The following is a 24,694-nucleotide window of genomic DNA, read 5'->3' as shown; positions in this document are numbered from 1 at the left end:
GGAGTCAAACCATGAGCAACCCCAGACACAATACCCGCGATGTCTTTCCTCCGACCGGTTCCGAGATCACCGCGAAAAGCTGGCTGACCGAGGCGCCCATGCGCATGCTGATGAACAATCTGCATCCCGACGTCGCCGAGAACCCGCATGAACTGGTGGTCTATGGCGGCATCGGCCGCGCCGCCCGCACCTGGAAGGATTTCGACATCATCGTCGACAGCCTGAAGAAGCTGGAGGCCGACGAGACGCTTCTGGTGCAGTCGGGCAAGCCGGTCGGTGTCTTCAAGACCCACAAGGACGCCCCGCGCGTTCTGATCGCCAATTCCAACCTCGTGCCGCACTGGGCAACCTGGGACCATTTCAACGAACTCGACAAGAAGGGCCTGGCCATGTACGGCCAGATGACGGCCGGGTCGTGGATCTATATCGGTTCCCAGGGCATCGTTCAGGGCACCTACGAGACCTTTGTCGAGGCCGGCCGCCAGCATTATGGCGGCAGCCTCAAAGGCAAGTGGATACTCACCGCGGGTCTTGGCGGCATGGGCGGCGCCCAGCCGCTGGCCGCGGTGATGGCCGGCGCCTGCTGCCTGGCGGTGGAGTGCGACGAGACCCGCGTCGATTTCCGCCTGCGCACCCGCTATGTCGACGCAAAAGCCCATTCCATCGATGAAGCGCTGGCCATGATCGACCAGTGGACCAAGGCGGGCGAGGCGAAATCCGTGGCGCTGATCGGCAATGCGGCGGATGTCTTCCCGGAACTGGTGAAGCGCGGCGTCAGGCCCGATATCGTCACCGACCAGACCTCGGCGCACGATCCGATACACGGCTACCTGCCGCTCGGCTGGAACGTCGCCGAATGGCGCGCCAAGCAGGAGAGCGCACCCAAGGAAGTGGAAAAGGCCGCGCGCGCCTCCATGAAGCAGCATGTCGCCGCCATGGTCGACTTCTGGAATGCCGGCGTGCCGACGCTCGACTACGGCAACAACATCCGCCAGATCGCGCTGGAGGAAGGGCTGGAAAACGCTTTCGCCTTCCCCGGCTTCGTGCCGGCCTATATCCGCCCGCTGTTCTGCCGCGGCATCGGCCCGTTCCGCTGGGCCGCCCTTTCGGGCGATCCGGAAGACATCTACAAGACCGACGCCAAGGTGAAGGAACTGACGCCCGGCAACCACCATCTGCACAACTGGCTGGACATGGCGCGCGATCGCATCGCCTTCCAGGGCCTGCCGGCGCGTATCTGCTGGGTTGGCCTCGGCGACCGCCACCGGCTCGGCCTCGCCTTCAACGAGATGGTGCGCACCGGCGAGTTGAAGGCCCCGGTCGTCATAGGCCGCGACCACCTCGATTCCGGCTCGGTCGCTTCGCCGAACCGCGAGACGGAATCGATGAAGGACGGCTCCGACGCCGTTTCCGACTGGCCGCTGCTCAACGCGCTCTTGAACACCGCTTCGGGCGCGACCTGGGTGTCGCTGCACCATGGCGGTGGCGTCGGCATGGGCTTCTCGCAGCATTCGGGCATGGTCATCGTGGCCGATGGCACTGAAGACGCCGCGCGCCGGCTGGAGCGCGTGCTTTGGAACGATCCCGCCACTGGCGTCATGCGCCATGCCGATGCGGGCTATGAGATCGCGATCGACTGCGCTCGCGAACAAGGGCTGAACCTGCCCGCCATTCTTTGATGGCATCGCGCGCCTCCGGCCTCTGGCGGCGCGCGACAAAACCCAATAGCTTTGGTTAATCAGCAGTCGCTAACAGTTCACCAGGGAGAAAAGTGAAATGAAGTTTTCCAACACACTGAAATCGGCTTTGTTCGGCCTGGCCGCGCTCGGCCTCGCCGTGCCCGCCATGGCCGACCAGCTTTCCGACATCAAGGCCGCCGGCAAGATCGTCACGGCAACCGACATGCACTATGCGCCCTTCGACGTGCTCAACAACGGCACCTATGAAGGCATGACCAAGGACCTGTTCGACGGTGTCGCCAAGGAGCTCGGCGTCGAGCCGGTCTACCAGGACATTCCGTGGACCGCGGAACTGCCCGGCCTCGAAGTCAAGAAGTTCGACATCGTCATCGCCCCGGTCACCATCACGCCGGAGCGGCTTGAGCGCTACAACTTCACGCTGCCGATCGCCGACGCCACCGTGGCGCTGGTGCGCGCCACCGCCAACACCGAGATGAAGAAGCCGGAAGACATCAAGGGCAAGACCGTAGGCGTCCAGCAGGGCACCGCGCAGTTCAAGCAGTTGCAGGCCTTCGGCGACACGCTGGGCGGCGTCGACGTCAAGGAGTACGGCACCACTGACGAGGCCTATGCGGATCTTGCCGCCGGCCGTCTGGACGCGGTTGCCGGCTCGCTGCCCAACCTGGGCTATCTGGTCAAGAGCCGTCCCGAGACGTTCGCCATGTTCGATAGCGCGACGTTCGGCCAGCCGACCTATTTTGCCTGGGTGGCGCGCAAAGACGCTGACAGCGAAAGCTTCGTCAAGGCCATCAACGACGCCGTGCTCAAGATGACCGACGACGGTCGTATCAAGGCGATCCAGGAAAAGTGGCTCGGCTCCTACACCGAGCTGCCGCGCGAAGTCCCCACCAAGTAACGATACGCTGCGGGCGGGAGCGATCCCGCCCGCAAGCCTTGCGTCAATCGGAGCACCGATGTTTTCGATCTCCACGTTTCTGAACAGCTTCGAGCCGCTCTTCTGGGCCGCGCGCTATACGCTGTTGATTTCAGGGCTGGGCATTGCGCTCGGGCTGGTGGTCGGCGCGCTCATCTGCGCGGCCGCACTGTCCCGCGTGGCCTGGCTGCGCTGGTTCGCAGCACTTTGGGTCAGTTTCCTGCGCGGGGTTCCGCTGCTGGTCCAGCTTCTTCTTTGTTATTATCTCCTGCCCGTCGTCGGCATCAACGTGCCGGCTATGGTCGCGGCCGTGGTGACGGTCGGCATCTGTTCCAGCGCCTATGTCTCCGAAATCTGGCGCGGCGCCATCATTGCGCTTCCCAACGGCCAGGCCGAGGCGGCGACCGCCATCGGCATGCGGCCGCGTGACATCTGGGCACGGATCATCCTGCCGCAGGCGTTCAGGATTTCGCTGCCGGCGCTGGTCAACGAGCTGATCCTGCTGGTCAAGGCATCGTCGCTGGTGTCGATCGTCGGCATAATGGAAGTGACGCGCGCCAGCCAGGCGCAGGCGGCCACCACCTTCCGCCCGCTGGAAGTCTACATCGCAGCAGCCTGCATCTACCTGATCATCAATCTCTGCTTGGCGGCGCTCGGGCGCTACCTCGAGCACAGGATGACCGTGTAATGGACCTGAGCATCCTGCTGCAATACTGGCCGATCCTGCTGAAAGGCTTCGGGCTGACGATCCTTTGCTGGTTCCTGGGCACCGTCTTCAGCATGATCCTCGGCCTGCTCATTTCGCTGGCGCAGCGTTACGGGCCGCGCTGGCTCGGCTGGTTGATCCAGGTCTATATCGAGGTCATCCGCGGCACGCCCTTTCTCGTACAGCTCTTCGTGCTCTATTATGGCGGCCCGCTGCTCGGCCTGCGCCTTGACGCCCTGCCGGCCGGTATCCTCGGGCTCAGCGTCTATGGCAGCCCCTATTTCGCCGAGATTTTTCGCGCGGGCTATCTTGCCGTGCCTCTTGGCCAGCTCGAAGCGGCACGCGCCATCGGCATGTCGGAACTCACCATCATCCGCCGCATCCTGCTGCCGCTAAGCCTGGTTTCCGCACTGCCGGCGCTGGTCAATTTCTCCATCATCCTGACCAAGGAGACGGTGATCCTGTCCATCATCACCGTGCCCGAATTGATGTATCAGGTACAGCGCATGTCCACCGAGACCTTCCGCTATCTGGAGGCCAATTTGGTGCTGGCTCTGTTCTTCTGGGCGTTGGTCGAAACCATTTCGCGCCTCGGCCGCCGGCTGGAAACGCGCATTACCCGACATCTGATCGAAAGGACATAGGATGGCAGAGGCCTCATCCGTCGAGATCCGCAAGGTCAACAAGTTCTACGGCCCGTTCCAGGCGCTGAAACAGGTGGACCTGTCCATCACGCCGGGCAAGGTGACCTGCCTGATCGGGCCTTCCGGCTCGGGCAAGTCCACGCTTTTGCGCTGCATCAACTTCCTTGAGGAATATGATTCCGGCGAGATCACCATCGACGGGCAACTGATCGGCTACGCCAGTCCGGGTGGCCGCAAGATGTCGGGCCGCAAGCTGCGCGAGATGCGCCGCTCGATCGGCATGGTGTTCCAGCAGTTCAACCTGTGGCCGCATATGACGGCGTTGCAGAACGTGGCCGAGGGGCTGATCCGCGTGCGCGGCATGTCAAAATCCGAGGCCGGAAGCCGCGCGGCCGGGGCACTGGAGAAGGTGGGGCTCGCCGACAAGATGGCCAACCATCCGGCGCGCCTGTCGGGCGGCCAGCAGCAGCGCGTCGCGATCGCCCGTGCCATCGCCATGGAACCGCGCCTGATGCTGTTCGACGAACCCACCTCCGCGCTCGATCCGGAATTGGTGGGCGAGGTGCTGAGCGTCATGAAGACGCTCGCCTCCGAGGGCATGACCATGGTCGTCGTCACCCATGAAATGGGGTTCGCCGCGCATGTCGCGGATCAGGTCGGCTTCATGGAAAAGGGCGAACTGGTGGGTGTGGCCGCGCCGAGCCAGATCCTGCACGACCCCAAGGACCCGCGCATCCAGGCCTTTCTGCGCACCTATCACGAGCGCAACGTCTTCTGATTCGCCCACGACAAGGCGGCGAGGTACATGCGGGAAGATGTCACCAGACCTGCGCGGGGGTAGAATTCTACCCTGGTATCGCTTGATCTTTTCGGCTTCCGGGGACGGGAGTAGAGCCGCGCCAGCAATGCGTTGTCGTCGGCGCCTTGCTGGCTCGCTGACGATTCCGGGCCGGTGCCGATCACGGCTCGTTGACGATTTTCCATCACAAATTCCGACGAGCATCCTTGATGTCATGGTGCAGCGCACCTATAATAACCGAACGGTCGGAAATTAATGATTGGATGCCTTGCGCATGGCTCGCCCCAGAGTAATCGAACAGGACGATATTCTTGATGCCGCAGAGGCCGTCGTCGTTCGCAACGGCGCAGCGCATCTGACCCTTGATGCAGTGGCCATCGAGGCCGGCATCAGCAAGGCCAGCGTCATCTACGACTACAAGTCCAAGCAGCAGCTGATCAAAGCCGTGATCGAGCGGCGCGTGGCACTGGGGGAAGAGCGAATTCGTGCCGCGACCGAGGAACTGGGTGCGGTGTCGAGTGCTTCGATACGCGGCCTGATCGCGGCTTCGTCGGATGCGGAGCCTGATGACGCGCGGGCAGTGGCGGTCAATCTCGGTGCTGCGCTCGCGCAAGACAAGGCGTTGCGCAAGCCCATTCAGGATTACTACGAGCGGACCATCGCCTCGGTCATGGCGACGTCGAAAAGCCCGCGCGGTGGCCTCCTGGCCTTTCTCGCTCTTGAAGGATTGAGGGCACTAGAATGGCATGATTTTCATTCCTGGACCGATGAGGAGCGCCGGCGCATCTTGCAGGAAATCGGCTGGCTGGTCGATGCGGTTCCTGCACCTGACAAGGCTGGTGGCGCACCAGACTCTTCCTGATCCCTCGCTGAAAACCCATTCCCAATTTTCACCGGTGCGTCACCATCGAACGCATCGGCAGTGACACCTATTCGTGGATTTCCCCTAATGCGTATTTTTGCCGTGCCCCTGAAGATAGCTGCCGCTGTCGCGCTCCTCTCGCTGGTCGCAGCCTGTAGCGAGGCTGAAAGCTCCGCCGAAGCGCCGGCGGCACCGCCGCCTTCCGCTGTCAGCGTCGTCGAGGTGACGCCGGAGCCGATCCCGATCCTGAATGAATTGCCCGGCCGCATCGCGCCTACCCGCATCGCCGAAGTGCGTCCGCGCGTGTCGGGCATCGTGCTGGAGCGCGTTTTCGAACAGGGCAGCCTCGTCGAGCAGGGCGACGTGCTCTACCGCATCGACCCCGCACAGTTTCGCGTGCAGGTCGCCAGTGCGGAAGCGACGTTGCAGCGCGCGCAATCGGTCCAGCTTCAGGCGCGTCAGGCGGCTGATCGGCAAACACAGCTGCGCGAGCGCAATGTCGCCAGCGGGCAGCAGATGGACAATGCCGTGGCAGCCCTTGCCCAGGCCGACGCCGAGGTCGCGATAGCAAGTGCGGGTCTTGCCGCAGCGCAACTCAATCTCGACTATGCCGAGATCAAGGCGCCGATCTCCGGCCGTATCGGGCGGGCGATGATCACCGAGGGGGCGCTGGTCAGCACCAACAGCGCCGAAAGCCTGGCCACCATCCAGCAGCTCGACCCGGTCTATGCCGATTTCACCCAGTCGGCCAACGCACTGCTGAAACTGCGCAAGGCTCTCGAAAACGGAGCGCTGACGAGTTCGAACCCCGGTGAAGCGCGCGTATTGCTGCGACTGGACGACGGCAGCGAATATGCCCATGCCGGCCGTCTTTTGTTTCTTGAGGCGGCGGTCGATGCGACGACCGGGCAGGTGACGTTGCGTGGCGAATTTCCAAATCCGGAAGGCGATCTTCTGCCCGGCATGTATGTGCGCGTGCTGATCGAGCAGGGCGTCCAGCAAAATGCCATCGCCATTCCGCAACAGGCGATCCAGCGTGATTCCGGCGGGCAATCCCAGGTCTATGTCGTGAATGACGAAAATATCGCCGAACTCAGGACGGTGCGGGTCGGACGTACCGTGGGCGAGCGCTGGGTTGTCGAAGATGGCCTGAAGGCCGGCGACAAGATTATCGTGGAAGGCTTTCAAAAGATCAGGCCCGGTGCTCCGGTCAGTGCTCAGCCATGGAAGCCGGAAGCCGCCCAGCCCGCAACGGATAGTGACACACCGGTCGATGCCGGCAGCAAATCCACGGCCGGATAAGGACGCTCAACATGCCCCAGTTTTTCATTGAACGGCCCATTTTCGCATGGGTCGTGGCGATCTTCATCATGCTGGCCGGCGTCATCGCCATCCCGTTCCTGCCGGTCGCGCAGTATCCCAACGTCGCGCCGCCACAGATATCGGTTAATGCGAACTATGCGGGTGCCGCACCCGAGGACATCTACCAGAGCGTCACCAAGCCGATCGAAGAAGAGCTGAACGGCGTCGGCGGGCTGCTCTATTTCGAATCGACCTCGGATTCGTCCGGCATGATCAGCATCACGGCGACGTTTGCTCCGGGCACCGATACCGCCCAGGCATCCATCGACGTCCAGAACGCCATCCGGCGCGTCGAGCCGCGCCTGCCGCAGCTTGTCAAGCAAACGGGCATTCAGGTGCAGGAAGCCGGCACCGGATTTCTCATGATGGTCGCGCTTACCTCTACCGACGGCTCCGTCGACGTGGTCGGTCTCGGCGACTATCTCAGCCGCAACGTCTTGAGTGAGATAAGGCGCATCGACGGCGTCGGCCGCGCGCAGCTTTTCGCCACGCAGCGTGCCATGCGCATCTGGATCGATCCCGACAAGATGGTGGGTCTGAACCTGACGTCGGACGACATCACCAATGCCATCCGGTCGCAGAACGCCCAGGTTGCCGCCGGTCGTATCGGGGCACAGCCCAATCCGATCACCCAGCAGATTTCGGCGACCGTGCTGGTGCGCGGCCAGCTTACTTCGGCGGAAGAGTTCGGCTCGATCGTGCTGCGCGCCAACCCCGATGGCTCGTCTGTCCGGCTATCGGATGTGGCCCGCATCGAGGTCGGCGCTGAGAATTACAGTTTTTCCACCAGGCTGAACGGCAAGCCCAGCGCCGCCATTGCGGTGCAGCTTTCGCCGACCGGCAATGCGCTGGCCACCTCCAATGCGGTTCGCGCCCAGATGGAGGAACTTGCGAAGTTTTTCCCGGCAGGTCTCGAATATGCCATCCCCTACGACACGTCGCCCTTCGTCAAGGTGTCGATCGAAAAGGTCATCCATACGCTTCTGGAAGCGATGGTGCTGGTCTTCGCGGTCATGTTCCTGTTCCTGCAGAACTTCCGCTACACGATCATCCCGACGCTGGTGGTGCCGGTGGCGCTGCTGGGAACCTGCGCGGTGATGCTCGCTACCGGCTTCTCGATCAACGTGTTGACGATGTTCGCGATGGTGTTGGCCATCGGCATTCTAGTCGATGACGCCATTGTCGTGGTCGAGAATGTCGAACGCATCATGGCCGAGGAAGGGCTGTCGCCAAAGGAGGCGACGCACAAGGCGATGAAGCAGATCACGGGGGCGATCGTCGGCATCACGCTGGTGCTGACGGCGGTTTTCGTGCCCATGGCCTTCTTCCCCGGTGCCGTCGGCGTCATCTACAAGCAGTTCAGCCTGACCATGGTCGTGTCGATCCTCTTCTCGGGCTTCCTTGCGCTTTCGCTGACGCCCGCACTTTGCGCCAGCTTCCTGAAGCCCATCGCCAAGGGCCATCATGCCGAGAAGAAGGGTTTCTTCGGCTGGTTCAACCGCGGGGTCAACCGGACGACCGCACGCTACACCTCGTCTGTCGGCTGGATCGTCAATCGGACCGGCCGCTTCATGGTCATCTATCTGGCGCTTCTGGTCGGTCTCGGCTGGTCCTTTCTGCAGCTTCCGAGTTCGTTCCTGCCCAACGAAGACCAGGGCTTCGTGCTGGTCGATATCCAGGGTCCACCGGAATCCAGCAGCAGCCGCACAGCGGAGATCGTGGAGCAGGTCGAAACGATTTTCACGGCAGAGGAAGCGGTCGACCGCATGGTCGTGGTCAGCGGCTTCAGCTTTTCGGGTGCCGGCCAGAACGCGGGCCTGGCCTTCGTGACGCTGAAAGACTGGAGCGAGCGCGACGAACAGAACTCGGCCGCGGCCATCTCCGGCCGTGCCAACGGCGCGCTGTTCCAGATCAAGGACGCGATTTCGTTCGCGCTCTCGCCCCCGCCCATCCAGGGGCTAGGCACGTCGAATGGCTTCACCTTCCGCTTGCAGGATCGGGCAGGGCAGGGGCAAGTGGCGCTTGCTGCCGCGCGCGACCAGTTGATGGCGGCCGCCGCACAAAGCGAGATCGTCACCGGCCTGCGGGTTGAAGGCATGCCCGACGCGGCACAGGTCAATCTGCTCATCGACCGCGAGAAGGCGAATACGTTTGGCGTTTCCTTTGCCGACATCAACTCGACCATCTCGGCCAATCTCGGCTCGGCCTATGTCAACGATTTTCCGAACGCCGGCAAAATGCAGCGCGTGACCGTGCAATCCGATGCCGAGCGTCGCATGAAGACCGACGACCTCTTGAACCTCAACGTGCGCAACTCCAGTGGCGGCATGGTGCCATTGTCATCCTTTACCAGTGTGGAGTGGCAGAAAGGCCCCGCGCAGATTGTCGGCTATAATGGCTATCCGTCGGTGCGCATCGGCGGTCAGGCAGCGCCCGGTCATTCGTCCGGTGCTGCCATTGAAGAGATGGAACGCCTTGCCGGCGAACTGCCGGCCGGCTTCGGCTATGAGTGGACCGGACAGTCGCTGCAGGAAATCCAGTCCGGCTCGCAGGCGCCGGCGCTGATCGCGCTCAGTATCGTGTTCGTCTTCCTGCTTCTGGCAGCCCTCTACGAAAGCTGGACGATCCCGCTGTCGGTCATCCTGGTCGTACCGCTCGGCGTCATCGGATCGGTCTTGGCGGTGACGGTCATGGGCATGTCGAACGACGTCTATTTCAAGGTCGGGTTGATCGCAATCATCGGCCTGTCGGCCAAGAACGCGATCCTGATCATCGAGTTCGCCAAGGATTTGCGCAAGGAAGGCATGTCCCTGCTCGATGCGACGGTCGAGGCATCAAAGCTTCGCTTTCGGCCGATCATCATGACGTCGCTGGCCTTCAGCCTCGGCGTCACGCCGTTGGCTATCGCTACCGGGGCAAGTGCAGCCAGCCAGAACGCCATTGGCATCGGGGTGCTGGGCGGGATGATTTCGGCGACAGTGCTTGCCGTCTTCTTCGTGCCGGTCTTCTTCGTCTTCGTCATGAAACTGTTCGGGCGTGGCAAGGCTGAAGCAAAGGCGGGCGGTCAGGCGGTCGAATCCGCTCAATCGCCGGCGGAGTGAGGCGCACGTGCTTGCGAAGGTAGAAGCGGGAGCTGCGGATGACGTGAACCCGAAGGAACGCATCTTCCATGCGGCGATGTCGGTCGCGCTGCGAAAAGGGTTTGGCAAGGTCGCCCTGAGCCTGGTTGCCCGCGAAGCGGGTCTCAGCAAGGGCGGCTTGCTCCATCACTTCGCGACCAAGGACAATCTGATCAGGTCGATGCTGGCGTTTTACGCGGACCCGACGGCCCGTCACGCCCAGCCGGTCCTGCCCGGCGAAGCGAACGCATTCGTTTCCGGCTGTGATCCCTTCGCCGTGGCGGTGCTCATCGCCGCGGCTGAAAATCCCTTGCTGCTTGAGGTCGTCCGTACGCAGCTTGCTTCGGGAACCCCTGATTTGACAGATCGTTCGGAAACGACGCCAGGCCATTTGCGGCTTGTCGGCGATTTGGTCGCAAAGCTAAGCCAGCGGCGCCGGCTCACGTAGAACTGCCGGTCGTCCGAAACATTTCGGGAGCGGCGGGGAAATGTGCGGCGGCCTGATCGTCTCGGACATCATGGGCGCGTTCCGTCAACCGACGATGCCGTTGGTTGCGTCCGTGGCATGTGCGATATAGGAGCAGATCTGCGCGCGCGACCCGACCGGGAACACTGGGTACATGGTGACGAGATCATTTTCGAAAGCGGTTGCAACCGCGTTCGTCCTGGCGGTGATCGCTGTTGCCGCCATCATCGCCGTTTTCGGCGGCGCGTTCGCCACGCGCGCTTATCTCGACCAGACGGCGGCGCGCGGGGAAACCACCCTGCGGCTGGCCGTTGCCGCGCTGCGCGGCCATATGAGCCGTTTCGAGCCGCTGCCAGCCCTCATCGCCGACCATGACGACATAAAAGCGCTCGTCGACAACCCGGGCAATGCCGTGTTGCGCGCCGAAGCCAATCTCTATCTCAAAGAGATCAACGCGCTTTTGAAATCGTCCGACATCTATGTGCTGCTGACGGATGGCGAGACCATCGCCGCCAGCAATTTCGACGCGCCGCTGAGTTTCGTCGGTGAGAATTTCAGCTACCGTCCCTATTTTCAAGATGCCGTTCAAGGCAGGCAAGGGCGCTTCTTCGCGCTCGGCACCACCTCGCTCAAGCGCGGCTATTATTATTCCGCCCCGGTCCGTGTCGGCAGCCAGATCCGCGGGGTCGTGGTCTTCAAGGTCGACATCGAGCCCATCGAAGCCTCCTGGAAGGGCGACGAGTACGAAATCATCGTCTCGGACCCGGAAGGCATCATCTTCATGACCGACCGTCCCGAATGGCTCTATTCCAGCATCCTTCCCCTTAACCGCGAGCGTCTGGCCAGAACCGAGGCGTCGCGCCGCTATGCCAATGCGACGTTGCGCGATCTGCCGGTCCGACGTACCGCCTCCGATGGACCGCACCATTTGATGAAGATCGCCAGTGCCGGCGTCGACCAGGAGTATCTGGTGCTGGAAGAGCCGATGGCGGAAGCCGGCTGGACCGTCAGCGTCCTGCTCGACACCGGCTCGGCGCATACCCAGGCGCTCACCAGCGTTATCGCCGGGCTCCTCCTGCTTGGCCTCGCCACGCTTGGCGGAACCATTATCTTCCAGCGGCGCGCCCGGCTGGCCGAGCGCATGGAGATCCATCGCAATGCGCGTGAAGAACTTGAACACCGGGTCGAGGAACGCACCGCCGATCTGGCCTCGGTTAACAGCCGGCTTGAACTCGAGGTTGCCGAACGGCGCACCACCGAGCAGCAACTGCGCAAGACGCAGGCCGACCTTGTCCAGGCAGGCAAGCTGGCAGCACTCGGCCAGATGTCGGCCGCCCTTTCACATGAGTTCAACCAGCCGCTGGCGGCGGTCAAGACCTATGCCGACAACGCCGCGATCCTGATCGACCGCCAACGCATCGCCGAGGCGCGAGACAATGTTTCCCGCATCTCCGCGCTGACCGACCGCATGGCCGCGATCAGCCGCCATCTGCGGAATTTCGCACGAAAGCCCAATGAAAGGCTGGGCCCGGTCTCGCTGGCCGAGGTTGTGACCGATACGCTGGAGATCGTCGCCTGGCGGTTGAAGGCCGCCGATGCGACGGTGAGCATCGATCTCGGTACCCGGCCTCCGCAGGTGCAGGCGGGCAGCGTTCGGCTTCAGCAGGTCCTGGTCAATATCATTTCCAATGCGGCCGACGCGGTGGAAGGCCTGCCAGATCGCGTGATCGAGCTTGTCGCCCGGCGCAAACGCGGCATGGTCGCCATCACCATCCGCGATCACGGTCCCGGCGTAGCGGATGCGATCGCCGCGCGTATCTTCGATCCGTTCTTCTCCACCAAGGGCGTCGGCAAGGGGCTTGGGCTCGGCCTGTCGATCTCGTACAACATCGTCAAGGATTTCGGCGGAAGCCTTGGCGTCGAGAACCATGCCGATGGCGGCGCGCTTTTCCGCATCGAACTCAAGGCCGCCGAGGCCGTCACCCACGAGGCTGCCGAATGAACCCTGCGCTGGTCTTGCTGGTCGAGGACGAAGACGAGCTTCGCCGCTCCACCGCGCAAGCGCTGGATTTGTCCGGGTTCAAGGTGCGCGATCTGGCCAGCGCCGAGCGTGCGCTCGACCTCATCACCCCCGGCTTCAACGGCGTCGTGGTAACGGATATCCGCATGCCGGGCATGGACGGCATGACGCTGATGGGGCGTATTCGCGAGATCGACGCCGATATTCCCGTCATTCTCACGACCGGCCATGGCGACGTGCAACTCGCGGTCACGGCGATGCGCGAAGGAGCCTATGATTTCATAGAAAAGCCCTTCACCACGCAAACCCTTGCAGCCGTGGCGGCGCGTGCACTCGACCGGCGGGGCCTGGTGCTGGAAAATCGCCTGCTGCGTGCGGTGGCCGGCAAGCGCGACGATCTCGAGGTTCGCCTGCCCGGCCGCACCCAGACCATGATCGATCTGCGCTACCGCCTGCGCGCGGTGGCCCCCACCGACGCCGATGTTCTCATTGTCGGCGACACCGGCGCCGGCAAGGAGGTCGCGGCGCGTGCGCTTCATGACATCAGCGCGCGCGCCAGCAAGCCCTTTGTCGCCATCGACTGCGCCGCGTTGCCGGCAAACCTGATCGAAAGCGAATTGTTCGGCCATGAGGCGGGCGCTTTTGCCGGTGCCATCCGCGCCCGCTTCGGCAAGTTCGAGCATGCACGCGGCGGCACCATCCTGCTCGACGAGATCGGCTCGATGCCGATCGATCTTCAAGCCAAGCTGCTTCGCGTCATTCAGGATCGCAATATAACCCGGCTGGGATCCAACGAACTTATCGCGCTTGACGTGCGCTTCGTGGCTACCAGCAAGGCCGACCTCGAGGCCGAAGTCGCGGCCGGCCGCTTCCGGGCCGACCTGTTTTACCGGCTCAACGTCGTGACCCTGCGACTGCCTTCGCTAGGCGCCAGGCGCGAGGATGTGCCGCTGCTTTTCCTCCAGCTTGTGCGTGAGGCCGCCGCACGCCATCGCCGGGAAGAAGTCGACGTGCCGCCGCAGGTGATTGCCCATATCGCCAATCGAACCTGGCCCGGAAACGTGCGTGAATTGCGCAACGCGGCCGATCGTTATGTGCTCGGCCTCGGCTTGGGGCTTGATGAAGAGGCGTCGCCCGCCGACAGTTCGCCGCGGCTTGCCGACCGGGTTGCGGATTTCGAGAAGAGCGTGATTTCCGCCGCTCTTTTGGCGCAGGGCGGCAGCCTCAAGGCCGTCTATGAATCCCTCGGCATCTCGCGCAAGACGCTTTATGAGAAGATGCAGCGCTTCGGCCTGGACAAGCGCGATCCGGGCGACCTCTAGCCGCCCGTGTGTGGGATCATACCCGCGCCAAGTCGCCGATGTACCCTTTTCCACCCATCTGGCCACCCAAAATGCATAAATCCTTTCTGCATTCGTCATTGACGGTTGCGGTGGGGCAATCAGGCTTCGTTTATTGTCTCGCCCATCACGGATGCGGGAGGACCCTTCGCATCAGATGGCCGGTCCATATCCTGGGAGGATTTTGATGAAGAAGCTTTTCGCGGCGCTCGGCGCTGCCGCTGCCCTTTCCCTTACCCCGTTTGCCGCTGGTGCGCAGACCTATCCGGAGCGCTCGATTACCATCGTCGTGCCGTTCTCGGCTGGCGGGCCGACCGACACGGTGACGCGTCTGGTGGCCGAAGCCATGTCGAAGGACCTTGGCCAGCAGGTGCTGGTCGAAAACGTCGGTGGTGCCGGCGGCACGCTCGGTGCCGGGCGCGTCGCCAGCGCCGAGCCGGATGGCTACACGCTGCTGTTGCACCATATCGGCATGGCCACCAGCGCCACGCTCTACCGCAAGCTCGCCTATGACACGCTGAACGCCTTCGAATATGTCGGCCTCGTCACCGAAGTGCCGATGACCATCGTCGCGCGCAAGGATTTTGAGCCGACCGACGCGAAGGGCCTGGTCGAATATGCCAAGGCCAACAAGGACACCGTCACCGTCGCCAATGCCGGTATCGGCGCTGCCTCGCATCTGTGCGGCATGCTGTTCATGAGCGCCATCCAGACGCCGCTGGTCACCGTTCCCTACAAGGGCACGGGACCGGCGATGACCGACCTGCTCGGCGGCCAGGTCGACATCCTGTGCGACCAGACCACCAACACCACCAAGCAGATCAAGGCGGGCACGATCAAGGCCTATGCCGTCACCTCGCCGAACCGGCTCGACGTGCTGCCCGACCTGCCGACGACCACTGAGGCCGGCATTGAGGGCATGGAGGTCGGGATCTGGCATGGCGTCTACGCACCGAAGGGCACCCCGGCCGAAATCGTCGACCGCCTGTCCAAGTCGCTTCAACTGGCGTTGAAGGATGAAAACGTCGCGGCACGCTTTGCCGAACTCGGCACCGCGCCTTCCCCGCAGGAAGACGCCACGCCGGCAGCCCTCAAGGCCAAGGTGGAAAGCGAAATCGTCCGCTGGAAGCCCATCATCGATGCGGCCGGCCAGTACGCCGACTAGGTCGACATAAGGAGAGCGGTGGCGGAGCCCTGCCTTGTGCATGTGCCGTCACCGCTCCAGTCCTTTAAGCGCCGCAACCGCGCCTACCTGAAGGAATTGCCATGAAGTCCTTCTCGATCGATAGGGTCAACGGCCTGTGCGCCGCCTTTTTCATCGTCCTTGGGCTGTTCTTTGCCCAGCAGTCGCTCACCGTCGAACTCGGCACCGCATTCCGCATGGGACCGGGTTACTTTCCGCTGGTGCTCGCCGTCATCCTGATCGTGCTTGGCGGGGTCATTCTCGTTGACGCCATTCGTGTCGAAAGCGAGCCGATCGGGCATCTTGCCTGGCGCGGTATTTTCTTCATTTTGCCGGCACCGATCTTTTTCGGCCTGACGGTGCGCGGCCTGGGTTTCGTGCCCTCGATCTTCCTCACCGGGCTTATCGCCGGTTTCGCCAGCCAGAAGATGAAGCCCCTGACCGCCATTTTGCTGGCCGCCGGGCTGACGGTTTTTGCCGTGGCCGTCTTCAGTTACGCGCTCGGCCTGCCCTTCCGGCGGTTCGGCCCCTGGGTCCGGTTCTGAGGCTAGATAAATGGATCTGATCAGCAATCTCGCGCTTGGCTTCGCCACCGCATCGACCCTGTGGAACCTGCTGTTTTGCCTGATCGGCGTCCTGCTGGGCACGCTGATCGGCGTGCTTCCCGGCATCGGCGCGACGGCCACCATCGCCATGCTGTTGCCGATCACCTTCCAGATCGGCGACCCGGTTTCAGCGCTGATCATGCTGTCGGGCATCTATTACGGCGCACAATATGGCGGTTCCACCACAGCGATCCTCATCAACATGCCGGGCGAATCCTCTTCGGCGGTCACCGCGATCGACGGCTACCAGATGGCGCGCAAGGGGCGCGCCGGCGTGGCGCTTGCGACCGCCGCCATAGGCTCATTCTTTGCCGGTTCCGTCTCGACCTTCCTTGTCGCGCTGTTTGCCCCGCCGCTGACGGCTATCGCGCTCAAATTCGGCGCGGCCGAGTATTTCTCGCTGATGGTCGTCGGCCTGGTTTCGTCGATCGCACTTGCGCATGGCTCCATCATCAAGGCGCTGGGCATGGTGGTGCTCGGGTTGCTGCTCGGCCTTGTCGGCACCGACATCTATACCGGAACGCCGCGTTTCACCCTCGGCATTCGCGAATATGCCGACGGCCTGAACTTCGTCGCCGTTGCGGTAGGCGTGTTCGGCATCGCCGAAATCCTGCGCAATCTGGAGAACGAGAAAGGCCGTGACGTGCTGATGGCCAAGGTCAGCGGGCTGATGCCGACCCGAGACGATTTCAGACGCATGGCCGCACCCATCGTGCGCGGTACGTTGATTGGCTCGGCACTCGGCATCCTGCCCGGCGGCGGCGCCATTCTAGCTTCCTTTGCCTCCTATACCGTGGAAAAGCGGGCTTCGAAAAACCCTGAGGAATTCGGCCAGGGTGCGATCGAGGGCGTAGCGGGGCCGGAATCGGCCAACAATGCCGGCGCGCAGACCTCCTTCATCCCGATGCTGACGCTGGGCATTCCCGCCAATCCGGTCATGGCGCTGATGATAGGCGCGATGATCATCCAGGGCATCGTGCCCGGCCCGAACGTGGCGGTCGAACAACCGGCACTATTTTGGGGCATCATCGCCTCGATGTGGATCGGCAATTTGATGCTGATCGTGCTCAACCTGCCACTGATCGGCCTGTGGGTGAAGCTGCTCACCATCCCCTATTACGTGCTGTTCCCGATCATCATGGCGTTCTGCTCCATCGGCGTCTACAGCGTGAACTCCAATGTCTACGACCTCTATGCCGTCGCCTTCTTCGGCCTGCTCGGTTATGCGCTGCTGAAATTGCGGTGCGAACCGGCACCCTTGCTGCTCGGTTTCGTGCTCGGGCCGCTGCTGGAGGAAAATCTGCGCCGCGCCATGATCCTGTCGCGCGGCGACCCGATGACGTTCCTCAACCGGCCGATCAGCGCGATCCTGCTCGGCATTTCAGCTGCCGTTCTGGTCATCGTATTTCTCCCCAGCATCAAGAAAAAGCGCGAGGAAGTCTTCGTCGAAGACGATTGAAGGTTCTGCCGCAGCAGGCCGACTGATCGGCGGCAGTGTTTCGCGACGTGACACAATGTGACCACGGCTTCTGCACGTTCGAGTTGAACCCGCGCTATCATGGCGGCGTCGAATACGCGGAGGAATCATGGAGGTCCAGCAACGATCGACGCTGCGGCAGCGCCTGATCGCCATCATCGTCACCGGCATTGGCGGGGCGGTGGCGACTGCCGTGTCGTTCGGGATGGCCGTCTATGAAACGGCCCATCCGGAGGCCGTTCCCGTCATCGCTGCCGGAAAGCCCATCGACACCGGTCGATGGGCTGTTACGATCCGGGAGGCGAAGATAGATGAAATGCCGCCAACAGGTACGAAGCCGCTCGAGCCGAAGACGTTCGTGACGGTCGCGTTCGATCTCGACAACCGCTCGGCCGCAACCAGCAACGTCTTCTCCAAATTGCTCGCCATCGATCCGCCGGTGCGAGGCTTGCAGGAGCCGACGGTCTATCTGGCGCGGGACAATTGGATCGCCGGCGGCATCCACCCCGACATGCCCGAACGACTGGTCGCCGTGTGGGAATGGCCAGCCTCCGCCCTGCCGCCACGCGAACTTCGGCTGCTGGTCGGCGGCCAGGTCTACAAGCGCCGCGACAATCTCTATGGCGCTTCCGGCTGGTTCGATCGCGATCCGATCGCCGCCGTCGAACTTCCTGTTGCCCAACCTCCTGCCGAGGTGACGCAATGAGCGGGCGCGTCACAGGCTACGCGGCGGTCATCATTGCTGCGGCGCTGCTTTACGCCATACAGCGCACCACGCCCCTCTACAGCGAGATCACCTCGCCTGTTCCGGTCGCAGGCAGGCAGGGCGAAAGGGTAGATACGGCGGCTTTCGCCGTCGGAATCACCAATACCCATCTGGCGCGAAAGCTGACCGTGACGGATTTCGGCCGCACCCGTACCTACACCACGTCAGGCGTCTGGGTGGTCGTCGAGGGGGCTGCGGAAGCGAAGCATGAAAGCCTGGCGCTGACCTCTGCCGAATGGCTCGGCCCCGGCGGCCTGCTCTACCAGGTGAGCCAACGCCTCCCCACAATTCCCGGCTCGTTGGGAACGGAACAACTCGAACCGGGTATTCCAAGACCGATCCTGATGGCATTCGAAGTGCCGGAAACCCAACTCGCGGGCGCGCGGCTGCTGGTCTCCAGATCCGCCATGACGCCGCTTGACGAGCAAGCCTCAATCGAGCTGACCGATATGCGGCCGCACGATATCCAACCTTCCATCACGCTCAGTCGCGGCAACCCGGTCCTGCCCTGGACGCTGGAGGCGAAATGACGGCGACACCGGTGGTTTTGGGCGAACGTCGCCGCTACTGGCTGAGTCTCGCGGCTCTGGCGGTCATGCTGCCGGCCGCCATCCTGATGCATTCAGGAAGCCGGTTTCAGGAATGGCTGCGCCGGGACATGCGCGACCCTATCGCCGTCGAGAAAGGAGCCTCCCAACCGTATGGCGGGGCAGACTGGCGGCTGACCGACATGACCCGATTGCCCGGCAACCTGCCCGGAACGGCCGTCGTCGTCGCCGAGTTCGAGGCGGTTGTCGGCGACCCGGAGCGCCTGCGCGGGGGCGCTTCCTGCACGGTCGTCCTTACCGACATGCAGGGCCGCCGCTGGCGACCTCTGTTCCTGACCGAGCCGGTGGCGCGCAAGATGAAACCCGAAGCCGCGGAAAAGCCGCGCTGCGGTGCCTTCGAGAGCACCGGCAATGGCGATACGCTGATGATGGCCGAGAGTTTCGTCGTTCCGGAGGGCGCGCAGCGCCTCGCCCTTTCCGTGGCCCTTACCAAATCCTTGCCGGAATATCTGCTGTTCAGGTAGCGGCGGCCCGTTGCTGCCTGCCTCGCAGGGTCCGGGTTGCCACGGCATATTCGAGTACCGCCGCCAGAAGGGCGATGCGCACGGCGTCGAACAGGATGCCGCCATCGAGGTCGCTGGGGTTGCCGATGAAGATGTTCGAGACACTGCCGATCAACTGCCAGGTGTCGAGGTCGTAGGGCCCTAGCATGCGCGTCGCGCCGTACCAAAGCCAGGCAGTCGCCCAGTTGAGCGCGCGATAGGCGACGATGCAGGTGAGCAACGTCGCAATCCCGGTGCCAAGGGTCAGCTTGAGGCAGGACCAGACAGGCCGGTAGCGTGTTCGGTAGCCGCCAAAAAAATGCGCCGCGAAATCATGCAGCCATTTTTGCCATGTCGATGCGCCGGCGGACGCGGCCTTCGGCCGAGCGGCGGCGGACAGATCATAGCCGTTGATGATCGCCGCCATCACCAGCCAGACCATCGGCAACAGCGCGTAGAAGAAAAGGTTTTTGGCCTGCTCAAAGCTACCCTGCGGCTGGAACTCGACCGGCACGAAACCCTCGGAGGCATGGACCGCCATCGATAGCGACAATGCGCTCGCGTCAAGCTTGTCAAGCAGTGAGCCTGCGCCAAGCCAGGCAATGAAATCGTCTTTCCACACGCCGAGCGCATAGAGGCCGATGAAGATCCAGCTTGCGTCTGCCGCCACGATCAACAGCCGCCACCAGGGCGCGCGCGCGTACTTGTTCATACGTTTGGCAAACCAGCGGATCGCCCAGCAGGCAATAATCGCGGCGATGAGACCGCGCGATTGCAGCAGGTCAAAGATCTGGAGGCTTTCGCCGAACGGCACCCGCTCCAGCGCCAGCCGCGAGTATTCGCGTACGGTGTCACCGAGAAAACCCCACGCGGCATAGTAGGCGAAAAACGGCAGGATCACCGCCGCCGTGACCCCGAGCATGGTGTCGGCATTGCCAGGCGGCGGTGCTTGCGCGGAGGCCTCGGTTGCGCCCTGCCGTAACGCCGCCAAGGCAGGCAGGCCCGGCCGAAGCGCGGCAAACATCGTCACCACGACGAGGAGCTTCGCCAGTACCACCAGCGACAGCACAACCATGCCGCCAAGCGGGTATTGCATGCCAACGCCGACAGCGGCATCCAGCAGAAAATCATGCGCCATGAACCCGACCGCACCGATCAGCAGAAGCTGCGGCCAGAAACGAACGAGAAGCCTGCCCGTCAACACAAGTGGGCGGACCATGTCCTCCAGCATCGTCATGTCGTGAGGATAGCCGGGCGCGGACCGGGTCTCAACACGCCGCAACTTCAGATTTCATATCCTCGTCGTAACCTGCGTGAGCGAGCGCCGGTCCTCTCGACTTCTCCCGGACACACCAAAACAAGGCCATGCGCATCAGGCTGCGGAACGCATGGAGCGTTGCCGCCGCCTGCGCTTCAGGAACGCGGCGATCGGCTTTTCCAGCGCTTCATGAGCGACCGCGCCGATGGCGATACCCGACACGATGGCGACACCGCAGACAATCGGGCCTGGCACGGAAAAGGAGGTACCTGCCTTGGCCACCACCGAAATCGCCATCGTGTGCCACAGATAGATCGAATAGGAACTGTCGCCGAGATAGGAGGCCAGCGACAGGCGGGGGATCGTCGCGTGTTTTTCAAATGCAAGGACGCCAAGCACGAGAGCCGCGGCCAGCGGCCCGAGGACGAACGGGGTGAACCCGGCATAGGTGACGCCGACAAAGGCGAAGCCCGCAATGGAGACGGCCATCAGCGCGATGCCCGTTCGCGGTGCCGGGATCGCGCCTTTCAGCCAGGCTTTGCCGATGGCCATGCCGATGAGGAACTCCAAGAGCAGCGGGTCGGTCCAGGTCTTGAGAACCGGCGTTTCAGGCCGCAACATCCAGCCAGCCGCGACGAGCGCGAGGAGCAGCGCCGCCATTGCCGCGAAGCGCCGCCTTCCCGGCATGAACAGGGTCGCGGCGAAAAGCACGTAGAAGAACACCTCGTAGTTCAGCGTCCAGCCCTGCACCAGAACCGGCCAGATGTCGCCGGTGCTGGGCGAGCGGCTGGCGATGAAGAAGAGCGAGGACATCACGTACCATGCCGTGAGGCGCAAATTGGGAAACAGGCTTACCAGCGCGCCCACCACCATTACGCCGGTGGCGATCCAGTAGAGCGGCGCAATGCGTTCGATGCGGTCGCGCAGGAAGGCGGCGGGCGAGGGCGCCCGCTCGCTGGCGACGACCCACATGATGAAGCCGCTGATGACGAAGAATACATCCACGCCGGCCGCGCCGATGGCAAAGTGCGTGCCGAATCGTTCGGCCGCGTGGAAGACGACGACGCCCAGTGCTGCGGCGGCGCGCAGATACTGGATCCCGTGGAGTTTCTTCATGCGGCGTGGCCGGGTTGCGGTGACCTGCCGGCGCTGGCGTGCCGATGCACGGCACGCGGCGCCGCCAGCCGGCCGGCCGCATAAAACAGCAGGAACGAGCCGACTACATAGGGGTTGATGACGTCGACCTCGACGAAGGCGCGCACCAGAAGCATCGCGACGAGACCGAACAGGACGAAGGACGCCTCGTTGCGGGCGTCGCCGACGACCCTGCGCAGGTGCCCCACGAATGTGTGCAGCAGCACCGCAAGGAGCAGGACGACCCCTACGAGGCCCAGTTCCACGGCCACTTCGATGAAGGTGTTGTGGAAATGGAAGCCGCTGCGCGAGCCGATGTAGAATTCTTCCCACAGGCGCTCGGCCTCGGAAAAGCCCTGCACCCAGTAGGCCTGGTAGCCGACGCCGAAGACCGGTGCCTGCGTGGCCGCGGCCCAGCCCTGCGACCACAGGTAAGTGCGCCCGGTGAGTGTGGAGTCCTTGCCGAATGCGGCCAGCAGGAGATCGAGGCCGCCGAGGTTCAGGCCGATGAAAACGACGCCGATGGCAAGCGCGACGCCGACGACCATGCTCACCTTCCGCACGCGGGGCGAAAACAGCAGCGCCAGCCTCAGCCAGATCTGGATGGCCAGCACCAGGACGAGCGCGATGACAGATGTCGCCGATTGCGACTTGATCAGCATCCAGACGGACAGGCCGCCGACGGCAAGCGCCAGCAGCCGCCAGGGGCCGCGTTCTGCGAGCAGGACGAGCGCGGCGAAGGCGAAATAGACGCCCAGCGAGGAAAACAGGCCAAGCTGGTTCTTGGACGGAAAAGCGCCGACGAAGCTGAAACTGCCGTCGAGCGGATCGAGATAGTATTGTCCGAAGGCCAGCGAAAACAGCAGGACGAACAGGGTGCCCGTGAGCGCGCCGAGCGTCAGCGTCCTGACGCTGACGGTGCGGGCGGCGATCAGGGCGCAGGCGACGTGGGAGGCGAACTGCACGGAAGCGCGCGCGGTGACGCCGGGTGCCGCCGACCAGAACACCGACAGGCAGGCCAGCGCGGCAAAGGGTGCGATCCAGGCGAGGTCGGCCCAATTGCCGAGCGTCTTGCGATAGTCGACCAGAACCAGCGGCAGCCACAGGCCGTAATAGACGAGGATCGAGACCTGACCGAAGCGGAGCGAGTAGGCGAACACGAAAATCGAGATCGATACCGCAATCAGCCCGTAGCAGAGATTGTGGTCGGGATTCACGAGTCGGGCCTTGGCAATCTTCATCGGTGATACCCGCAGCGATACCCGCTTCGGCCCGTTTTCCCCGACCCGCTCAGTTGGAATCCGGGGATGTCGGCTTGATCTCCACCTTGACGACGTCTCCCGGCAGGACCGGCGTGTTCTCGTCGGCCGCGATCTCGCCTTCCTTGCCGTCGGCCGTGCGCACTATGGAGAAGCTCATCTGCGGCGGATTGCGGCCATTGGCGTTGCGCGCGGCATCGGGTGCCCGTTCCAGGGCTTCCGTCATCAGGCCGGAATACATACCCATCTTCAGGTTCATCGCGTCGAGATCGGCTTCCGTCTGCTGGCGATCCTGGGCGATCTCGGTGTCCCGGTCGTTCTGCAGGCCGATGGCGTCCTGCGTCGCCTTGGCGATGTCCTGCTTGGCGCGCAGTATGGCCGTATCCATGTCGAGCAGCTTGCTTTCCAGTTCGGCGATCGTCTGCTCGAGGGTGAGCACGCGCTGGTTGACCACGAGCCCTTTGCCGGCAAGTTTATCGATGCCTTTCAGTTCCTCACGCGCCAGATCCGTCTGCCTCGACTGCGTGGCGATCTTCTTCTGCAGCGAATCGATCTCGGCCTGCAGCAGGGCCTTGAGGTTGTCGAGGCTTTCGAGTTGCAGGCGCAGCCGCTTCTGCCTCGCTTGCATCAGGTTGGTTTCGTCGGCCATCAGCTTCTTTCCGGCCGCTGTCTTGGCGAGTTCCGGCGGGAAATCGATCTGCTGCTTGTCGGCGGCTTCGGCGTCCAGCCTGGCCCGCCTTGCCAGAAGGCCGTCGCGCTGCGAGGCCATCACCTCGTAGTTGCCCTGCGCCATGATGAAGTCGCGCACTCCGCCCTGGCCACTTTCCGACCGGTGCAGCCCGCCGGCGATGCTGAGGGCCTTCAGCACGGTCAGATGCGGATCGTAGGGATAGCGGCCGGGCGTCTGCACGTCGCCGGAAACGAAGATCGGGCGGAACTCCGCCAGTTCCACGGAAGCCTCCGGCCGGTCGGGCAGGCCGAGTTTCTGCTGAAGGCCGTCGCCGATGGCGGCGGCGACCTGTGCCGTGGTCTTTCCCGTTACGGGCAATTCGCCGACGAAGGGGATGGATATGGTGCCTGCCGGCCCCACGCCATAGTCGCCGCTGACGGCCGACCAGTCGCGGAACCCGCCTTCGGCGCTTTGCCATTCCGCGACCCGTACGCGCAGTTTGTCCATCGTGCCCAGCCGGTATTCCTCGGCTGCGGCGGACAAAGTCTGTAGCGGCACCGCCGCCAGCAGAACGCCGATGGCGAGCAAGGCGCGCATTTTTTGCGGTATCCGGGTCAAATCACTGGCTTCCTTCGTTTGCGGATCGAGGATCGTGGGGTGAGGACGCGGCCACCTTCAGTAGCTGCCGCGCGACGAAAACACCGCCGGTACGGTCCAGATCAGGATCTTCAGGTCGAAGGCGAACGACCAGTTTTCGACATAGTGCCTGTCGAAGGCGACGCGCGTTCCGTAGGAGACATCGTTGCGGCCGCTGACCTGCCACAGTCCCGTCAGGCCGGGGCGCGATTTCAGGTAGAAGCTTGCGGCCGTGCCGTACATGACGAGTTCGTCGTCGACGACCGGCCGTGGGCCGACGAAACTCATCTCGCCGCGAAGGATGTTGAAGATCTGGGGCAGTTCATCGAGGCTGAGCTTGCGCAGGACCGTGCCGACCCGCGTGACGCGGGGATCGTTCTGCAATTTGCGCGTCGCGTTCCATTCCTCGCGTTCCTGCGGGTTCGTGACGAAATGCGCGGTCAGCACTTCGTCCCCGTTCTCGACCATGGTGCGGAATTTGAGGCAGCGGAAGACCTTGCCGTTGCGGCCGATTCGCGGATGTCCGTAAATCACCCTGCCGCCATCGGAAAGTTTGACCAGAACGACCAGCATTAGGAAAAGCGGGCCGAGGACGACGATTCCGGCAAGCGCCGCTGTTATGTCGAAAGAGCGCTTGAAGGCACCGCCTATCGGCGGCTCCCCCTCCATTTCCGATTCCGCTTCC

22 protein-coding genes are annotated in these 24,694 nt (G+C 63.3%); 17 read left to right on the top strand and 5 right to left on the bottom strand.

Features of this window, described 5'->3' with window-relative positions; translation table 11 throughout:
• Positions 1-11: 11 nt before the first annotated feature.
• From hutU to ACX3P1_RS12595, 17 genes are all read left to right on the top strand, one after another.
• Entirely contained in the window at positions 12-1,679 is a 1,668-nt protein-coding gene (hutU, locus tag ACX3P1_RS12675; RefSeq protein ID WP_459079929.1) for a urocanate hydratase, read from the top strand.
• 97 nt (positions 1,680-1,776) lie between these two features.
• Entirely contained in the window at positions 1,777-2,595 is an 819-nt protein-coding gene (locus tag ACX3P1_RS12670; RefSeq protein WP_459079928.1) for a transporter substrate-binding domain-containing protein, read from the top strand.
• 58 nt (positions 2,596-2,653) lie between these two features.
• Entirely contained in the window at positions 2,654-3,301 is a 648-nt protein-coding gene (locus ACX3P1_RS12665; RefSeq protein ID WP_459079927.1) for an amino acid ABC transporter permease, read from the top strand.
• Entirely contained in the window at positions 3,301-3,963 is a 663-nt protein-coding gene (locus ACX3P1_RS12660) for an amino acid ABC transporter permease (protein ID WP_459079926.1), read from the top strand. Before ACX3P1_RS12665 ends, ACX3P1_RS12660 begins: the two co-directional genes overlap by 1 nt.
• Before the next feature lies 1 nt (position 3,964).
• Positions 3,965-4,741: an amino acid ABC transporter ATP-binding protein gene (locus ACX3P1_RS12655; RefSeq protein WP_459079925.1), complete on the top strand. Its 777-nt coding sequence runs from the start codon at positions 3,965-3,967 to the stop codon at positions 4,739-4,741.
• Positions 4,742-5,036: 295 nt separating this feature from the next.
• A complete protein-coding gene (locus ACX3P1_RS12650) occupies positions 5,037-5,624 on the top strand; it encodes a TetR family transcriptional regulator (protein WP_459079924.1) in 588 nt (195 codons plus the stop codon).
• Positions 5,625-5,711: 87 nt separating this feature from the next.
• On the top strand, positions 5,712-6,926 hold the full coding sequence (locus ACX3P1_RS12645; protein WP_459079923.1) for an efflux RND transporter periplasmic adaptor subunit: 1,215 nt from the start codon (positions 5,712-5,714) through the stop codon (positions 6,924-6,926).
• A gap of 11 nt (positions 6,927-6,937) precedes the next feature.
• Positions 6,938-10,087: a multidrug efflux RND transporter permease subunit gene (locus tag ACX3P1_RS12640; RefSeq protein WP_459079922.1), complete on the top strand. Its 3,150-nt coding sequence runs from the start codon at positions 6,938-6,940 to the stop codon at positions 10,085-10,087.
• Between the two features lie 7 nt (positions 10,088-10,094).
• Positions 10,095-10,553 (top strand): TetR/AcrR family transcriptional regulator, encoded by a 459-nt coding sequence (locus tag ACX3P1_RS12635; protein ID WP_459079921.1) that lies wholly within the window; start codon positions 10,095-10,097, stop codon positions 10,551-10,553.
• A 172-nt stretch (positions 10,554-10,725) separates the two neighbouring features.
• Positions 10,726-12,573, top strand: coding sequence for a sensor histidine kinase (locus tag ACX3P1_RS12630; protein WP_459079920.1), 1,848 nt, complete (start codon positions 10,726-10,728; stop codon positions 12,571-12,573).
• On the top strand, positions 12,570-13,913 hold the full coding sequence (locus ACX3P1_RS12625; RefSeq protein WP_459079919.1) for a sigma-54-dependent transcriptional regulator: 1,344 nt from the start codon (positions 12,570-12,572) through the stop codon (positions 13,911-13,913). Before ACX3P1_RS12630 ends, ACX3P1_RS12625 begins: the two co-directional genes overlap by 4 nt.
• A 205-nt stretch (positions 13,914-14,118) precedes the next feature.
• The gene (locus tag ACX3P1_RS12620) at positions 14,119-15,096 is read left to right on the top strand and encodes a tripartite tricarboxylate transporter substrate-binding protein (RefSeq protein ID WP_459079918.1); all 978 of its coding nucleotides are present in this window, start codon (positions 14,119-14,121) and stop codon (positions 15,094-15,096) included.
• 101 nt (positions 15,097-15,197) lie between these two features.
• Positions 15,198-15,659 (top strand): tripartite tricarboxylate transporter TctB family protein, encoded by a 462-nt coding sequence (locus ACX3P1_RS12615; protein WP_459079917.1) that lies wholly within the window; start codon positions 15,198-15,200, stop codon positions 15,657-15,659.
• 10 nt (positions 15,660-15,669) lie between these two features.
• A complete protein-coding gene (locus ACX3P1_RS12610; protein WP_459079916.1) occupies positions 15,670-17,178 on the top strand; it encodes a tripartite tricarboxylate transporter permease in 1,509 nt (502 codons plus the stop codon).
• A 127-nt stretch (positions 17,179-17,305) separates the two neighbouring features.
• Positions 17,306-17,902 (top strand): hypothetical protein, encoded by a 597-nt coding sequence (locus ACX3P1_RS12605; protein ID WP_459079915.1) that lies wholly within the window; start codon positions 17,306-17,308, stop codon positions 17,900-17,902.
• Positions 17,899-18,492 (top strand): hypothetical protein, encoded by a 594-nt coding sequence (locus tag ACX3P1_RS12600; RefSeq protein WP_459079914.1) that lies wholly within the window; start codon positions 17,899-17,901, stop codon positions 18,490-18,492. The genes ACX3P1_RS12605 and ACX3P1_RS12600 overlap by 4 nt, the downstream gene beginning before the upstream one ends.
• On the top strand, positions 18,489-19,034 hold the full coding sequence (locus tag ACX3P1_RS12595; RefSeq protein WP_459079913.1) for a hypothetical protein: 546 nt from the start codon (positions 18,489-18,491) through the stop codon (positions 19,032-19,034). The genes ACX3P1_RS12600 and ACX3P1_RS12595 overlap by 4 nt, the downstream gene beginning before the upstream one ends.
• Here the strand turns inward: ACX3P1_RS12595 and ACX3P1_RS12590 are convergent.
• The 5 genes from ACX3P1_RS12590 to ACX3P1_RS12570 form a co-directional block, all read right to left on the bottom strand.
• The gene (locus ACX3P1_RS12590) at positions 19,027-20,289 is read right to left on the bottom strand and encodes a hypothetical protein (protein ID WP_459079912.1); all 1,263 of its coding nucleotides are present in this window, start codon (positions 20,287-20,289) and stop codon (positions 19,027-19,029) included. The two genes, ACX3P1_RS12595 and ACX3P1_RS12590, sit on opposite strands and share 8 nt — an antisense overlap.
• 135 nt (positions 20,290-20,424) lie before the next feature.
• A complete protein-coding gene (locus tag ACX3P1_RS12585) occupies positions 20,425-21,426 on the bottom strand; it encodes an acyltransferase family protein (RefSeq protein WP_459079911.1) in 1,002 nt (333 codons plus the stop codon).
• Positions 21,423-22,685 carry an O-antigen ligase family protein gene (locus ACX3P1_RS12580; RefSeq protein WP_459079910.1) on the bottom strand — a complete coding sequence of 421 codons (1,263 nt, stop codon included), beginning with the start codon at positions 22,683-22,685 and terminating at the stop codon, positions 21,423-21,425. Before ACX3P1_RS12580 ends, ACX3P1_RS12585 begins: the two co-directional genes overlap by 4 nt.
• Positions 22,686-22,734: 49 nt before the next feature.
• Positions 22,735-23,970, bottom strand: coding sequence for a polysaccharide biosynthesis/export family protein (locus ACX3P1_RS12575; protein WP_459079909.1), 1,236 nt, complete (start codon positions 23,968-23,970; stop codon positions 22,735-22,737).
• 78 nt (positions 23,971-24,048) lie between these two features.
• Positions 24,049-24,678, bottom strand: a complete 630-nt coding sequence (locus ACX3P1_RS12570; protein ID WP_459080019.1) for a sugar transferase — start codon at positions 24,676-24,678, stop codon at positions 24,049-24,051.
• Positions 24,679-24,694 lie beyond the last annotated feature (16 nt).

The sequence above is a fragment of the Mesorhizobium sp. A623 genome, from assembly GCF_054489405.1.
The sequence above is the reverse complement of the archived record's forward strand: the minus strand, read 5'-3'. Positions and strand labels throughout refer to the sequence as shown.

Bases quoted from the DNA above. Each gene is read 5' to 3' on its own strand.
- ACX3P1_RS12570 (WP_459080019.1), bottom strand. From the start codon at position 24,678: ATGGAGGGGGAGCCGCCGATAGGCGGTGCCTTCAAGCGCTCTTTCGAC.
- ACX3P1_RS12595 (WP_459079913.1), top strand. From the start codon at position 18,489: ATGACGGCGACACCGGTGGTTTTGGGCGAACGTCGCCGCTACTGGCTG.
- ACX3P1_RS12575 (WP_459079909.1), bottom strand. From the start codon at position 23,970: ATGCGCGCCTTGCTCGCCATCGGCGTTCTGCTGGCGGCGGTGCCGCTA.
- ACX3P1_RS12665 (WP_459079927.1), top strand. From the start codon at position 2,654: ATGTTTTCGATCTCCACGTTTCTGAACAGCTTCGAGCCGCTCTTCTGG.
- ACX3P1_RS12590 (WP_459079912.1), bottom strand. From the start codon at position 20,289: ATGACGATGCTGGAGGACATGGTCCGCCCACTTGTGTTGACGGGCAGG.
- ACX3P1_RS12650 (WP_459079924.1), top strand. From the start codon at position 5,037: ATGGCTCGCCCCAGAGTAATCGAACAGGACGATATTCTTGATGCCGCA.
- ACX3P1_RS12645 (WP_459079923.1), top strand. From the start codon at position 5,712: ATGCGTATTTTTGCCGTGCCCCTGAAGATAGCTGCCGCTGTCGCGCTC.
- ACX3P1_RS12610 (WP_459079916.1), top strand. From the start codon at position 15,670: ATGGATCTGATCAGCAATCTCGCGCTTGGCTTCGCCACCGCATCGACC.
- ACX3P1_RS12585 (WP_459079911.1), bottom strand. From the start codon at position 21,426: ATGAAGAAACTCCACGGGATCCAGTATCTGCGCGCCGCCGCAGCACTG.
- ACX3P1_RS12640 (WP_459079922.1), top strand. From the start codon at position 6,938: ATGCCCCAGTTTTTCATTGAACGGCCCATTTTCGCATGGGTCGTGGCG.
- ACX3P1_RS12630 (WP_459079920.1), top strand. From the start codon at position 10,726: ATGGTGACGAGATCATTTTCGAAAGCGGTTGCAACCGCGTTCGTCCTG.
- ACX3P1_RS12615 (WP_459079917.1), top strand. From the start codon at position 15,198: ATGAAGTCCTTCTCGATCGATAGGGTCAACGGCCTGTGCGCCGCCTTT.
- ACX3P1_RS12580 (WP_459079910.1), bottom strand. From the start codon at position 22,685: ATGAAGATTGCCAAGGCCCGACTCGTGAATCCCGACCACAATCTCTGC.
- ACX3P1_RS12620 (WP_459079918.1), top strand. From the start codon at position 14,119: ATGAAGAAGCTTTTCGCGGCGCTCGGCGCTGCCGCTGCCCTTTCCCTT.
- ACX3P1_RS12660 (WP_459079926.1), top strand. From the start codon at position 3,301: ATGGACCTGAGCATCCTGCTGCAATACTGGCCGATCCTGCTGAAAGGC.
- ACX3P1_RS12670 (WP_459079928.1), top strand. From the start codon at position 1,777: ATGAAGTTTTCCAACACACTGAAATCGGCTTTGTTCGGCCTGGCCGCG.
- ACX3P1_RS12655 (WP_459079925.1), top strand. From the start codon at position 3,965: ATGGCAGAGGCCTCATCCGTCGAGATCCGCAAGGTCAACAAGTTCTAC.
- hutU (WP_459079929.1), top strand. From the start codon at position 12: ATGAGCAACCCCAGACACAATACCCGCGATGTCTTTCCTCCGACCGGT.
- ACX3P1_RS12600 (WP_459079914.1), top strand. From the start codon at position 17,899: ATGAGCGGGCGCGTCACAGGCTACGCGGCGGTCATCATTGCTGCGGCG.
- ACX3P1_RS12625 (WP_459079919.1), top strand. From the start codon at position 12,570: ATGAACCCTGCGCTGGTCTTGCTGGTCGAGGACGAAGACGAGCTTCGC.
- ACX3P1_RS12605 (WP_459079915.1), top strand. From the start codon at position 17,306: ATGGAGGTCCAGCAACGATCGACGCTGCGGCAGCGCCTGATCGCCATC.